The sequence below is a fragment of the Pseudomonas oligotrophica genome (assembly GCF_021726475.1).
GTDB lineage: Bacteria > Pseudomonadota > Gammaproteobacteria > Pseudomonadales > Pseudomonadaceae > Stutzerimonas > Stutzerimonas oligotrophica.
Window position 1 is genome coordinate 764,137 of sequence record NZ_JAKJRU010000001.1, and the last position, 13,285, is coordinate 777,421.

Below are 13,285 nucleotides of genomic sequence, written 5' to 3' on the forward strand. Positions count from 1 at the left end.
GCTTGAAAGCACACCGGAGCGGTGCGGGAAGGGCGGAAACAACGCGAACCGGCAATCTACAGCGACTTCCAGAGTGAGTCAAAATCCACCTCGGCGCTGGCCGCGGCAGTGCCCCAGGGTGTGACCGAAGTCTCTGCGGCGCGCGCCACCTCGCCGATCGGGTGGTATTCGAACTGGTTGTAGTTGCCGGTGTGTGCCTGGCGCCTGGCGAGAATCGCGCGGCACTCCTCGCCTTCCTGGTTGAGCATCACCTTGTGCCCCTGCCGGAACGGCAGCAGCGGGACGATCAGGCTGCTCGCCTGGGAGATCGCGCCGATCTCCGGCACCAGCAGCGCACGCAGGTACTCGCTGCCCTGGTCGGCCTTGCGCAGCAGGCGCACGCCGCAGGGCTGGGCATTCGGGGCGATCAGCTCGATGCCCATCTGCGTACCGCCGCCGCGCACCTGGCGGATCCAGCGCACCGTGGCGACGCGCCAGGGCTGCCTCTGGCCCTCGCGCAGGCCGAGCAGTTCGCCGGCCTGCAGTTGCGCCGGCACCTCGGCCGGCCAGGCCAGGCAGTAGCCGCCCGGGCTCTGGTTGACCAGCTGCACGGCGAAGCAGGGGAAGTCGGCGCCGGCGTTCGGCTCGGTGGGCTGCGCCATCGCCTCGCCCGGCTGCGCGGGACGGACGAACTCGATGCGCTCGTGCGGCAGCGGCATCGCGGCACTGCTGCTGCGGGCGTCGAAGGCCTTGGCCCAGACATCGGCCGCGCTGTTGTCCAGCGCGAACACCGCCCGGCTGGTGCGCTCGTGGTGCTCCAGCACCTGGTTGAACGGGCGCTGGCCGGCGAGGTGGTAGTGCAGTGCCGTCATGCCCAGGCACACCTCGAGCTGCCCGCTGGCCAGTCGGCGCTGGAAGCTGCGGTCGGACACTGCGCCCCAGGCGCCGGCCAGATGGCGCAGCAGGTCGTCGCTCAGCTCGACCCGTCCGGGCAACGGCGAGCGGTCGCGCAGCTCGGCGGGCAGTTGCAGGTGTTCCTCGATGGCCTTGACCAGCGCACCGGGATCGATGCCGAGCAGGTTCGGCAACGCCCCGGCGGCGAACAGCGAGCGGTAGCGCGGCGCGGCGTCGGTCTGCGGCGAGAACACGAACAGGCTGGCCGGATGCGTGGCCGGGCGCAGCAGCACCAGCGGGCTCCAGCTCTCCAGCGCCGCGGCCAGGGGCGCGATGTGCTGCTGACGCACCTGGTTGCAGCGCGCGCTGCCGAACAGCAGGGCGGCCAGGTAGCACTGCTCGACCGTCAGCGCATCGCCATGGCGGGCCAGCGGGTCGCGCACCGGCATGCTCTGCAAGGCGTGCTCGCCGGCCAGCTGGTAGAGCAGGTGCAGCTCGCGCCAGAGCCCTTCGCTGGCCGGGCTGTAGAGCTGGGTCGAGCGCAGCAGCAGGGCGGCGAGCGAATGGGTGGCGCGCTGCAGGGCGGCGGTCAGCAGTTGCGGGTGATCGAGCGCCGGCCGCGAGAGGGCGCGGCTGACGATCAGCTTGTAGCCGGCGGCGAGGTGGTTCTGCAGGGCCTGGCACAGGCCGGCGACCTTGCGCGGCCGTTCGCCGAGCACGATCGGCTGGTTGAGGTAGTGCCGCTCCAGGTGACGGCAGACGAAGTGCACCTCCGGGCGCAGCAACTCGAGCAGTTGCAGGCGCTGCTCCGACGACGCCTGCAGCCGGTTCAGCTCGACCAGTGCCTGGTACAGCTGGCGGGCGCTCTCGCCGAGATTGGCCTTGGGCAGGCCGGCCAGCCAGTCGCGCAGCGCCGGCGGGCTGGCCTCGCAGAACGAGAGCGCCTGCCGGTCCGGTGCCGGCACACGTAACTGGAGGTGGGGACTGGTGGTTTGCAACCGGCAACTCCGCGCAGGACCGTGCATCGGCCCCACTCTAACAGCTGGACGCTGGAGTGGCAGGTCAAAATGATGGCTTTTCGCCGCTATCCGATGGCCGGCGGTTGCTCGCCGTGCAGGCGGGGCCGGCCGGCGCCGACCCCGTGGGGCTTCAGGCGGCGCCGTGCGCCTGGCCGAGGGACTCGCCCATGCAGACGGGGCTGAGCGGGCCGAGCTGTTCGGCCCAGCGGACCTGCTCCGGGCCGAACAGCAGGATCACCGTCGAGCCGAGCTTGAAGCGGCCCATCTCGGCGCCCTTGTCCAGCTGGATCGGGGTGCGCGCGGCCTCGTCGTAGCGGGTGGTCCTGAGGGTGCGCTTGGGCGGCGTGACCAGCCCGGCCCAGACCGTCTCGATGCTGGCGACGATCATCGCGCCGACCAGCACCATGGCCATCGGCCCGCGCTCGGTATCGAAGATGCAGACGACCCGCTCGTTGCGCGCGAACAGCTCCGGCACGCCCTGGGCGGTAACGGTGTTGACCGAGAAGATGCGCCCGGGCACGTAGACCATCTCGCGCAGGGTGCCGGCCAGCGGCATGTGCACGCGGTGGTAGTCCTTGGGCGACAGGTAGACGGTGGCGAAGTCGCCGCCCATGAAGGGCGCGGCGCGCTCGTGGTCACCGCCGAGCAGCTCGGTCACGCTGTAGCTATGGCCCTTGGCCTGGAAGATGCGGCCCTGTTCGATGCGGCCGAGCTGGCTGATGGCGCCGTCGCAGGGGTTGAGGATGGCGCCGGGGGTCGGGTCCAGCGGGCGGGCGCCCTCCTTCAGGGCGCGGGTGAAGAAGGCGTTGAAGTGCTCGTACGCCGTCGGCTCCTCGACCTGCGCCTCGTGCATCTGCACCTGGAAGTGGCGCACGAACCACTTGATGAAGGTGTTCTTCACCCAGGGCAGCCGGCATTCGGCGAGGCAGCCGGCCAGCCGCGAAATCAGGTGGTGCGGCAGCACGTACTGGCTGAGGACGAACAGGCGATCTTTCATTGAGGACCTTTTCATGACTGGATCGGGGTGTCGGGCAGGTTGCCCCATTCGCTCCACGAGCCGGCATAGCCCTTGACCCGCGGGTAGCCCAGCGCCTTGGCGATGAGGTAGGTCAGGCCGGAGCGGTGGTGCGTCTGGCAGTGGGTGATGATTTCCTTCTCCGGCACGATGCCCAGCGCTTGCAGTTGCTCGGCGATGTCCTGGCGGATGCGTAGCGCGCGGGCCGGGTCCATGGCTGCGGTCCACTCGAAGTTGACGGCGCCGGGGATGTGGCCGCCGCGGGCGGCGAGCACCTTCTCGCCGCGGTATTCGGCCGGCGAGCGGGCATCCCAGATGACCAGGTCATCGGCGCCGAGGCGGCTCTCGAGGTATTCGCGGGTGGCGGTCGGCGCCGGGTCGAGCTCCAGCGGCACCGGGCCGCCGGCCGCCGGCATCGGCTCGCGCGACAGCGGCAGCTGCGCCGCCAGCCAGGCGTGCAGGCCGCCGTCGAGGTAGTGGTAGCGGTGATGGCCGATGACGTCGAGCAGCCAGATGAAGCGCCCGGCCCAGCCGCCGCCCTCGTCGTCGTAGACCACGTAGACCGCGTCGCGGCGGTGGCCGAGACGGCCGAACAATGCCTCGAGCTGCGCCTTGGGCGGCAGCAGGCCGGGGGTTGGCGGCTGCGCCAGCTGGGTCTGCTTCGGGTCGACGAAGTGGGCGCCGGGCAGGTGGCCCTCGGCGTAGCGCGCCGCGCTGGTCAGGTCGACGAGGATCAGCTCCGGCGCGTTGAGGCGCTGGGCCAGGTCGGCAGGTTCGATCACCAGCGGCAGGTTGGAGAAGGCGGACACGATGGGCCTCGGTGCAACGGACGAAAGGCGAAGTCTAGCGAAAACTTCAGCCAGTGCGCTTGGCGAAATGGCCGATCGCGCGCTCGATGCACTGCACCGTCTTCTCGAATGCCTGCAGGGTCGCATCGGCGATGGGCGCGCCGTCCTGGTCGACGACCAGCAGCATCGCCGGGCGGCCGGCGCCGAGCGAGCGCAGCAGCAGGTGTTCGCTGGCGAACAGCGACTTCAGCGAGCCCGGCAGCAGCGCCGAGTAGCTGGCCAGGTTGTCCGGCCGCAGGCGCAGCAGCGCGGGTTTCTCCAGCAGCCGGCGCAGCACCTGGCTCTGTTCCGGGGCCAGCACCAGCCGCGCCGCGGCATCCGGCAGGCCGGCGCTCTGCTGCGCCACCAGGCGCTGCTGGCGGCGGTCGACGAGCAGCAGCAGCACGCGTTGCAGGCCCAGGCTGTGGGTGGCCAGGCAGGCGGCCTGGGTCAGCTGCAGCACGTTGGCGAAGGGACTCGGCTCGGCCAGCAGCAGGCGGCACTGCTCGCGCCAGACCGCCAGGGCCTGGGCGTCGGGCGGCGCGGCACGGCTCTGGCGCTGCTGGAAACGGCTCTGCCAGGGCCACAGCAGGCCCTGGGCCGGGTGCCAGAGCTCGGTCGGGCCGAATGCCCGCGCGCTTTCCACGGCGTGCTGGTGCACCAGTTGCTGCACCTCGCCGAGCGGCAGCTGCAGGTAGAGCCCGGCCAGGCGCTGCCAGCGCAGGCTGTGCACGTCGCCCCAGCTGTGATGGGCCGCCAGCGCCAGGCCGTTGGCCAGAACGATGGTATTCGACGGCAGCGTCAGCCAGCGGCGCAGGTCCGGATCGGCATCGAGCAGCTGCTGCTGGTGCAGCGGATGCTCGTTGTCGCGGGCGATGCGCAGCGCCTTGATCAGCAGCCGGCGGTTGCCGCCCAGCAGCCGGTAGCCCTGGACGATCCATTCGGGCAGGTGCCAGTGCCGCGCCAGCGCCAGGCAGAGCTCCTGCAGCGGCACGCCAAGCAGCTCCTGCTCCAGCCGGCGGGCCGGTTCGCGGCGCACCAGCAGGCGTTGCTCCCAGGCCTCGAGCAGCTGCGGGTAGGCGGTGAGCAGGACCCACACCGGGGCCAGGAACAGCAGGCTGCCCCAGTGAATCTCCTGCCACAGGCGCGCCAGGCGGCCGGCGAACAGGCCGTTGGCCTGCTGGCTGGCATGCCGGCTGATGAGCACCATCTGGCGCAGCGCGCGCGGCATCTCCTGTGGTTCCCGGGCCGGGATGCGTGCGAGCAGTTCCTCGGCACGGCGCAGGCCGATACGGCTCAGCGCGCTTTCCAGGCTGTCCACCGGATTGACACCGGCGCTGCTGCGGTTGGCCTCGCGGATGAAGGTCAGCGCCAGCACCGGGCTGGCGTGGATCTCGTCGGCGATCTGGCGCATCGACAGGCTGCTGTCGCGCAGCGCCGCGCCAACCCGCGCGTGGGGGCCGGCGAAGGCCGGCAGCTGGACGTCGTCGAGCGCCCGGATCCAGGCGGGGATGCTGCGCGGAAGCGAAGGAGCTGTGGTCATGGTGCCAGGCTGGCTTTTTGTCGGGGTGGTCTTTAGTCTCGCGCAAAATTTCCGATAACCCGAACAATTCTTTGGCAACCCCGCGGCGTCGGGGCACTGCCGGCGTCCGACGGGCCGCCTTGCCGCGGCTTCGCTGTCATTCAACTGGGTTCGTATGGTCAAGATTCTCGGTATTTTCGTGGTCCTCGGCAGTGTGCTCGGCGGCTTTTTGCTGTCCGGCGGCAAGCTCGCCGCGCTGGTGCATCCCTTCGAGCTGATGATCATCGGCGGCGCCGCGCTGGGCGGCTTCCTGCAGGCCAACCCGGCGTCCACCACCAAGGTCGTCTTCCAGAAGTCGCTGAAGATGTTCGGCAACCGCTTCACCCAGGCCTACTACCTGGAAGTGCTCGGGCTGCTCTACGCGGTGCTCAACAAGAGCCGTCGCGAAGGCATGATGGCCATCGAGGCCGACCTCGAGGATCCGGCGGCCAGCGCGGTGTTCTCCCGCTACCCGGGCGTGCTCAAGGACGAGCGCATGACCGCTTTCATCTGCGATTACCTGCGCATCATGTCGTCGGGCAACATGGCGCCCCACGAGCTCGAGGGGCTGTTCGACATGGAACTGGCGAGCCTCAAGGAGGAGCTCGAGCACCCCGCGCACGCGGTGGGCAAGGTCGCCGACGGCCTGCCGGCGATGGGTATCGTCGCCGCGGTGCTGGGCATCGTCATCACCATGTCCGTGCTCGCCGAAGCCAACAACGCGGAGATCGGCGAGAAGGTCGCCACCGCGCTGGTCGGTACCTTCCTCGGTATCCTCGCCTCCTACGGCTTCTTCGGTCCGCTGTCCGGCGCGCTGGAGCACGATGCCAAGGAAGAGCTCAACCTCTACGAGGCGATCAAGGCGACGCTGGTGGCCTCGGCCTCGGGTATGCCGCCCTCGCTGGCCGCCGAGTTCGGCCGCAAGGTCCTGTTCCAGGCGCACCGCCCGAGCTTCGCCGAGCTCGAGCAAGCCATGCGCGGCAACTAAGGCGCGGACATGGACAACAACCAGCCGATCATCGTCAAGCGGGTCAGGAAGACCGCCGGCGGCCACCATGGCGGCGCCTGGAAGATCGCCTTCGCCGACTTCGCCACGGCGATGATGGCGTTCTTCCTGGTGATGTGGCTGATGAGCTCGGCCACCCCCGAGCAGAAGCGCGCCATTTCCGGCTACTTCCAGGACCCCATCGGTTTCACCGAGAGCGCCAGCCCGCACGCGATCGACCTCGGCGGCACGCCGACGCCCTCGCCGGAGCGCACGCTTAACCCGGAGATCCAGTCGGCGGCCAGCCAGGCCGACGAGCGGGTCGATGCGGACCAGGCCGAGGACCTGGCCGAGCAGATCGAGCGTGAACGCCTGGAGCTGCTGCTGCAGGAGCTGCAGAACAAGGTGGACGAGAATCCGGAGCTGGAGCGCTTCAAGGACCAGATCCTGTTCGAGATCACCCGCGACGGCCTGCGCATCCAGATCATGGATGCCGAGAACCGGCCGATGTTCGCCCTCGGCAGCGCCGAGCTGCAGCCCTATTTCGAGGACATCCTGCTGGCCATGGCCGAGACCATCGCCGCCGTGCCGAACAAGATCAGCGTCAGCGGGCATACCGATGCCAAGCCCTATTCGGGGCGCAGCGGCATCGGCAACTGGGAGCTGTCGGCGAGCCGTGCCAACGCCGCTCGGCGCACGCTGGTCACCGGAGGCTACCCGCAGGCGCAGATCGCCCGGGTGGTGGGCTATGCCTCCTCGGCGCTGTTCGACCGCGAGGATCCGCTCAACCCGATCAACCGGCGCATCGATATCCTCGTGCTGACCCGCAAGGCGCAGCGCAACATCGAGGGCGAGCAGGCGCCCGCTGCCGAGCCGGAGCAGGCCGCTACGCCGACGCCAGCGCCAGCCGAGGCCAGGCCGGCCGATGCCCCGCTGCAGGCGCCGGCGCTGCGCGAGCGGCTGAACATCTTCGAGGACGGCGCGCTGCGCTTCGACCAGCCCGAGGCGGACTGAGCAGCCGCGGTCAGTAGTCGGTTTCGGGCAGGCTGGCGAGGATGTGCCGGTAGCTGGCCAGGCGTTGCGGCTGGATGCGCCCGTCGGCCAGCGCGCCGAGCAGTGCACAGCCCGGCTCGCGGTCGTGCCGGCAGTCGCGGAAGCGGCAATGGCCGAGCAGCTCGCGGAATTCGATGAAGCCGGCCTCGACGTCGTCGCGGCTGACATGGCCGAGGCCGAATTCGCGGATGCCGGGCGAGTCGATCAGGTCGCCGCCGGCGGGAAAGTGGAACAGCCGTGCGGTGGTGGTGGTGTGGGTGCCCTTGCCGGTCTGCTCCGACAGCGCGCCGACGCGGGTATCCACCTCCGGCAGCAGGCTGTTGACCAGCGAGCTCTTGCCCACCCCGGACTGCCCGACGAACACGCTGATGCGCCCGTCCAGGCGTGCGCGCAACGCGTCCATGCCGGCGCCGTCGTGCGCCGAGACTTCCAGCAACGGATAGCCGAGCTGACGGTAGACCGCCAGCAGCGCCTCGATCCGCGTCTGGTTCAGCGCGTCGATCAGGTCGGCCTTGTTGAGCAGCAGCAGCGGGGCGATCCCGGCGTGCTCGGCGGCGATCAGGTAGCGGTCGATGAGGTTGGCGTGGGGCTCGGGCAGCGGCGCGAAGACGATCACGATCTGCTCGACGTTGGCCGCCACCGGCTTGAGCTGGCCGCGCATGTCCGGCCGACACAGCTCCGAATGCCGCGGCAGCTGGGCGACGATGACGCCGATGCCCTGGTTGCCCGGGCGCCAGACCACGCGGTCGCCGGTGACCAGCGCCGGCAGGTTGGCACGCAGGTGGCAGCGCAGTACCTCCCCGGCGTGTTCGCCATCCAGCGCCTCGACCTCGACCTGCACGCCGAAGTGGGCGATCACCAGGCCGTGCTGTTCGGGGCCCAGGTCGCCGCCCTCGAGTTCTTCGAGCGCACGCGACTCGCGGCGGGCCGCACGCGCGGCACGTTCTTCCTGGATTTTCTCGATACGCCAGCTTTGCCGGCGACTGAGTTGGCGTTTGGCCATCGATGCTGCACTGCGACTTGGGAAATTGGCCCGGGAGTCTAGCACGCCGCCGGCACTCGCCTCGCCGCGGCGCTGGAGTAGACTGGCCGCCCTTGCCGAGGTCCGCCCATGCTCGCCGGATTGCGCCACCGCCTGCCCGTGCTCGTCGCCCTGTTCGCCCAGTTGGCCGCGCTGGCGCTCGCCTGGCTGCTGCTGCAGCTGGCGCTTGCCGCCGGCCTGCGCCCGGGCCTGCTGCCGGTAGCCGTGCTGCAGGGCCTGCTGGCGGCTCTGCTGGGTCGGCGCCTGGGCCTGTCGCCCTGGTGGCTGCCGATCAATCTCTGCTTCGTGCCGGCCTTGCTGCTGGTGCAGGGGCAGGCATTGCCGCCGTGGCTGCCGCTGGCCGGCTTCGTCGTGCTGCTGCTGTTGAACTGGAACGCGATCGGCGAGCGGGTGCCGCTCTACCTCACCGGGCGCGCCGCCGAGCAGCGGCTGCTGCAGCAGTTGCGCGTGCTGCCGGCGGGGTTCGTCTTCGTCGACCTGGGCTGCGGGCTGGGCGGCACCCTGGCCCGGCTGGCGCGGGCCTGCCCCGAGGGACGCTTCGTCGGCGTCGAGACCGCGCCGCTGAGTTGCCTGCTGGCCTGGCTGCGCTGCCTGGCGCGGGGCAATTGCCAGGTGCGCCTGCGCAGCCTGTGGCGCGAGGAGCTGGGCGGCTACGACCTGGTCTACTGCTTCCTCTCGCCGGCGCCGATGCCGGCGCTCTGGGCCAAGGCCTGCCGCGAGATGCGCGGCGATGCGCTGCTGGTCAGCAACAGTTTCGCCGTGCCGGGCGTTGCCGCCGAGCAGCAGTGGCCGCTGGATGACTGGCGCCAGTCCTGCCTGCTGGTCTACCGCCCCGGCGCGCAGCGGCCTGACGGCCCTGTCGCGAGCGGCTAAACTGCGCGCCAAAGCCAAGGAGTCCCCCATGCAGAATCCGCAGAACCTGATCTGGATCGACCTCGAGATGACCGGCCTGGACCCGGACAACGACGTGATCATCGAGATGGCCACCATCGTCACCGACAGCCAGCTCAACGTGCTCGCCGAAGGGCCGGTGATCGCCGTGCACCAGGGCGACGAGGTGCTGGCACGCATGGATGAGTGGAACACCCGCCAGCACGGCGGCTCCGGGTTGACCCAGCGGGTGCGCGAGAGCAAGGTCTCCACCGCCGAGGCCGAGCGCCTGACCCTGGCCTTCCTCGAACAGTGGGTGCCCAAGGGCAAGTCGCCGATCTGCGGCAACAGCATCTGCCAGGACCGGCGCTTCCTCTACCGGCAGATGCCGGCGCTGGAAGCCTACTTCCACTACCGCAACCTGGACGTCTCGACGCTCAAGGAACTGGCCGCGCGCTGGGCGCCGCAGATCATGGACGGCTTCAAGAAGAGCAGCACGCACCTGGCGCTGGACGACATCCGCGACTCCATCGCCGAGCTGCGCCACTACCGCGAGCATTTCATCAAGGTCTGACGGGCTGCCGCCAGCCATCAGCCGCAGGCAAGCGCCCGCGGCGCGGGCCTGCCGTCTGGGGGCCTACTTGCCGAGCTTCCTCAGCTCGTCGCACTCGACGATGCGGGTGCCTTCGCCATCCTCCAGTGCCAGGCGCCAGAGCGCGCGGGCCAGGCTGCAGGCCTCGATGCCGTGGTACTTGCCGGGCAGCAGCTGCGACAGCGGGGCGGCCAGGCGCTCGCCCAGGCGCGGCTCGAGGCGCTGGCCGAGCAGCTGCGCCGGCCGGGCGATGGTCAGCTGCGGCCAGCCCTGCGCCTCGAGCGCGGCTTCCATCTCGCCCTTGACCCGGCAGTAGAACAGCGCGCTGTCGACATCCGCGCCGAGCGAGCTCAGCACCAATAGGTGGCGCGCGCCCAGCTCTTGCGCGCGGCGGGCGAAGGCCACCACCAGGTCGCGGTCGACGGCGCGGAAGGCGTCCTCGCTGCCGGCCTGCTTGAGGGTGCTGCCCAGGCAGCAGAAGGCGGTGTCCACCGGGCCCTGCAGCTGCGGCAGCAGCGCGGCCAGCTCGCCGACCGGGTTGTCCAGCCGCGGATGCTCGGCCAGCGGCCGGCGCGACGGTGCCAGGACGCGGCCGACCGTGGGCTCGTTGAGCAGGCGGTCGAGCAGGTGTTCGCCAGTCAAACCCGTGGCGCCGGCGAGCAGGATGTGCTGGGGCGTCAAATGCATTGCGAGTACTCCTTGTGGCGATCAGTCGTCGACCCGGCCCTGTTCGGCACGCAGTGCCCGCCATTCGGCGAGCACCGCCTCCGGCGCCCAGATCTGCGGTTGCGACGCTTCATAGTCGTCGGCCGTTTCCCATTGGGCAACCTGCGCCTGCGCAAGTGCGAACGCCTTGGCAAGGTCGTCGGTACGTTGCAGTGCCTGCTCGAACAGGGCGCGGCCGAAATAGGTGAAGTCGCTCTGCTCCGAGCAGCCGAACGACACCCGGTCGGCGCGCGCGGCGGTCATGACCAGAATATTGGCGTTTTTCAGCGGCTCGATGAAGCCGCCCGAATAGCAGGCCGAGATCACCACCACGCTGTGGCGTGCGGACAGCGGGCGCATCAGCTCGCCCAGCTCGTCGGCGTCGAGGTCGAGCAGTGACAGCCGCGGCTGCGCCAGCACCAGGCGATGCGCGGCGGTGCCGTGGCTGGTGAGGTAGAGGAAGACCAGGTCTTCCGGGCCGCTGCGCTCGGCCAGCGCCTGGATCGCCCGGGCCAGGTTCTCGCGCGTGGCCAGCGGGCGCTCGGCGAGCTGGTCGCGATGGTTGACCAGGCTGAGCCGGCCGCGCGCGGCGAAGCGCTCGCCCAGCAGCCGGTCGACGTACTCGGCTTCGCGGCGGAACACGCTCTGGCGCCCGTCGCCGGCCAGGGTCAGGGCATACAGCTCGCGTGCCGGCGTCGAGGCGGGCAGGGCGGCGATGGCCTGTTCCAGCAACCGGCCCTGCTCGAGCAGGGCAAGCTCCAGCGGATCGGCCAGGCGCTGGCCGGTTTCGTCGCGCAGGCGCTGGCCGTCCCGCCAGAGGCCCGCCTGGCGGCTGCCGTCGGCCAGGGTCAACTCGCCGTGGCCGGCGAAGTGGCCGTCACGGAACTCGCCGAGATAGACGCTGCCGTCGGCTCGCTGCAGGCGCCCGCGGCCGTGGTAGCGGCCGTTGCGGAATGGACCGCGGTAGTGGCTGCCGTCGGCGGCCAGGTGCTGGCCTTCACCGTTCAGCTCGCCGTTGTCGAAGCGGCCGATCCAGACCTCGCCGCCGGCTTCGTAGCGCCCCTGGCCGTGGAACTGGTCGTCGGCGAACTCGCCGCTGTACTGCGCGCCGGCGGCATCGACGAAGGTGCCCGGCCCGTTCAGCAGGCCGTCGCGGAACTGCCCGCTGAAGCGCCCGCCGGCGTCCTCGCGCACGCCCGGGCCGCTGGGCTGGCCGGCGACAAACTGGCCCTCGTAGCGGCTGCCGTCGGCGTACTCGAGCACGCCCCGGCCGTGGTAGAGGTCATCGCGGAATTCGCCGACGTAGCTCGCCGCGCCCTCGCTGAAGCGGCCGCTGCCGTGCATGTGGCCGCGGCGGAACTGCCCCTCGTAGACGCCGCCACTGGCGAAGCGCAGGCGCCCCTGGCCGTCGAACAGGCCGTCGCGGAAGTCGCCTTCGTAGCGCTCGCCACTGGCCGCCTGCCAGATCCCGGCGCCGTGCCGGCGGCCGGCCTGGAAGCCGCCTTCGTAGAAGCTGCCGTCGGGGTAGTCCAGGCGCCCGGCGCCCTGCAGCCGGCCGTCGACCAGTTCGCCGCGGTAGCGACCGCCATCGGGTAGCACGCCGTCGGCCGGCAGCAGGGGTTCGCCGTCACCGCAGGCGGCGAGCAGCAGGGCAAGCGAGACGGGAAGGAAGCGGCGCATGGCGGGTCCGGACAACGGCGTGGCCAGAGTATGCCGCAAAGCGCCGGGCACGCCAGCGCTGGTGTGGCGACCTCAGAGGATGCACAGCGCCAGGGTCTCGGCGACCAGCGCAGGCTTGTCCGCGCCTTCGATCTCCAGCACCGCGCGGCTCTTGAGCAGCCACTGGCCGGGGTTCTTCTCCTGGGCGTCGAGCAGGGTCAGCGCCAGGCGCACCCGCGAGCCGACCCGCACCGGCTGGAGGAAGCGCAGGCTGTCCAGGCCGTAGTTGACGCCCATGCGGGTGCCGGCCGGCGTCACCAGCAGGCCGTCCATGAGCATCGGCAGCAACGACAGGGAGAGGAAGCCATGGGCGATGGTGCCGCCGAACGGCGTCTGGCGCGCGCGCTCGGGGTCGACATGGATGAACTGGTGGTCGCCGGTGCACTCGGCGAAGCGGTCGACCCGCTGCTGGTCGATGGTCAGCCAGTCGGAGTGACCCAGATCCTGGCCGATGTGGTCCTTGAGCTGTTCGATCGGTACCTGCGGCATGTGACCTCCTGCGTGTTGTCGTTGTCCGGCTAGATCAGCACGCCGCCCGGCCGCCGACAACTCGCATGGCCGCCGCGAATGCCGCTGCATCAGCCTGCGGGCAGGCCGATGTTCCTGCCGGTCGCCGCCGGCGGCTTATACTCGACGCATCTTGTGGAGGTTCATTTCTATGCTGCTGCGCGGCCTGACCTGGCTGGTGCTGTTCCAGTTGCTCGGCACCGTCATCAACGTATTGCTGCTGCCGATGCTGCCCGGGCCGATCATCGGCATGGTGCTGCTGTTCGTCGCCCTGCTGGTGCGCGGCAGCGCCAGCGATTCGATCCAGCTGGCGGCCAGCAGCCTGCTGCGCTACCTGCCGCTGCTGCTGGTGCCGCCGGCGGTGGGGGTGATGGTCTACACCGAGGCGATCCTCGAGGATTTCTGGGCCATCGTCGGCGCGCTGGTGATTTCCCTGGTGCTATCGCTGGTGTTCACCGGCTGGCTGATGCAGCTGCTGATCCGCCGGCAGAAGCGCAACAAGGAGAAGGCATGACGA

General features: G+C 70.4%; 13 protein-coding genes. 5 read left to right on the top strand and 8 right to left on the bottom strand.

What is annotated here, in order from left to right:
* Positions 1-56: 56 nt before the first annotated feature.
* From L3N39_RS03445 to L3N39_RS03460, 4 genes are all read right to left on the bottom strand, one after another.
* Entirely contained in the window at positions 57-1,871 is a 1,815-nt protein-coding gene (locus L3N39_RS03445; RefSeq protein WP_237255794.1) for a molecular chaperone, read from the bottom strand.
* Positions 1,872-2,022: 151 nt separating this feature from the next.
* Positions 2,023-2,889, bottom strand: coding sequence for an archaetidylserine decarboxylase (asd, locus tag L3N39_RS03450; protein ID WP_237255795.1), 867 nt, complete (start codon positions 2,887-2,889; stop codon positions 2,023-2,025).
* 11 nt (positions 2,890-2,900) lie between these two features.
* Positions 2,901-3,716 (bottom strand): rhodanese-like domain-containing protein, encoded by an 816-nt coding sequence (locus tag L3N39_RS03455; RefSeq protein ID WP_237255796.1) that lies wholly within the window; start codon positions 3,714-3,716, stop codon positions 2,901-2,903.
* 46 nt (positions 3,717-3,762) lie between these two features.
* On the bottom strand, positions 3,763-5,277 hold the full coding sequence (locus tag L3N39_RS03460; protein WP_237255797.1) for an HDOD domain-containing protein: 1,515 nt from the start codon (positions 5,275-5,277) through the stop codon (positions 3,763-3,765).
* Positions 5,278-5,431: 154 nt separating this feature from the next.
* Between L3N39_RS03460 and motA the strand changes: the two genes are divergently transcribed.
* Together motA and motB are read left to right on the top strand one after the other, a co-directional pair.
* Complete coding sequence (gene motA / locus L3N39_RS03465) at positions 5,432-6,283, top strand: flagellar motor stator protein MotA (protein WP_237255798.1); 852 nt, start codon at positions 5,432-5,434, stop codon at positions 6,281-6,283.
* Positions 6,284-6,292: 9 nt separating this feature from the next.
* On the top strand, positions 6,293-7,294 hold the full coding sequence (motB, locus tag L3N39_RS03470; protein ID WP_237255799.1) for a flagellar motor protein MotB: 1,002 nt from the start codon (positions 6,293-6,295) through the stop codon (positions 7,292-7,294).
* A 10-nt stretch (positions 7,295-7,304) separates the two neighbouring features.
* Here motB and rsgA read toward each other — a convergent pair whose 3' ends face one another.
* Entirely contained in the window at positions 7,305-8,336 is a 1,032-nt protein-coding gene (gene rsgA / locus L3N39_RS03475; RefSeq protein WP_237255800.1) for a small ribosomal subunit biogenesis GTPase RsgA, read from the bottom strand.
* 108 nt (positions 8,337-8,444) lie between these two features.
* On the opposite strand from rsgA, the gene L3N39_RS03480 reads away from it, so the two are divergent.
* Positions 8,445-9,248, top strand: coding sequence for a class I SAM-dependent methyltransferase (locus tag L3N39_RS03480; RefSeq protein ID WP_237255801.1), 804 nt, complete (start codon positions 8,445-8,447; stop codon positions 9,246-9,248).
* Positions 9,249-9,276: 28 nt separating this feature from the next.
* Positions 9,277-9,819 (top strand): oligoribonuclease, encoded by a 543-nt coding sequence (gene orn, locus L3N39_RS03485; RefSeq protein WP_237255802.1) that lies wholly within the window; start codon positions 9,277-9,279, stop codon positions 9,817-9,819.
* Positions 9,820-9,882: 63 nt separating this feature from the next.
* Here orn and L3N39_RS03490 read toward each other — a convergent pair whose 3' ends face one another.
* The 3 genes from L3N39_RS03490 to L3N39_RS03500 form a co-directional block, all read right to left on the bottom strand.
* On the bottom strand, positions 9,883-10,524 hold the full coding sequence (locus tag L3N39_RS03490) for an NAD(P)H-binding protein (protein WP_237255803.1): 642 nt from the start codon (positions 10,522-10,524) through the stop codon (positions 9,883-9,885).
* Between the two features lie 21 nt (positions 10,525-10,545).
* Positions 10,546-12,222: a C13 family peptidase gene (locus tag L3N39_RS03495; protein ID WP_237255804.1), complete on the bottom strand. Its 1,677-nt coding sequence runs from the start codon at positions 12,220-12,222 to the stop codon at positions 10,546-10,548.
* A gap of 72 nt (positions 12,223-12,294) precedes the next feature.
* Positions 12,295-12,750, bottom strand: coding sequence for a MaoC family dehydratase (locus tag L3N39_RS03500; RefSeq protein ID WP_237255805.1), 456 nt, complete (start codon positions 12,748-12,750; stop codon positions 12,295-12,297).
* Between the two features lie 169 nt (positions 12,751-12,919).
* Here L3N39_RS03500 and L3N39_RS03505 point away from each other — a divergent pair, with 169 nt between their 5' ends.
* Positions 12,920-13,282: a CidA/LrgA family protein gene (locus L3N39_RS03505; protein WP_237255806.1), complete on the top strand. Its 363-nt coding sequence runs from the start codon at positions 12,920-12,922 to the stop codon at positions 13,280-13,282.
* Positions 13,283-13,285 lie beyond the last annotated feature (3 nt).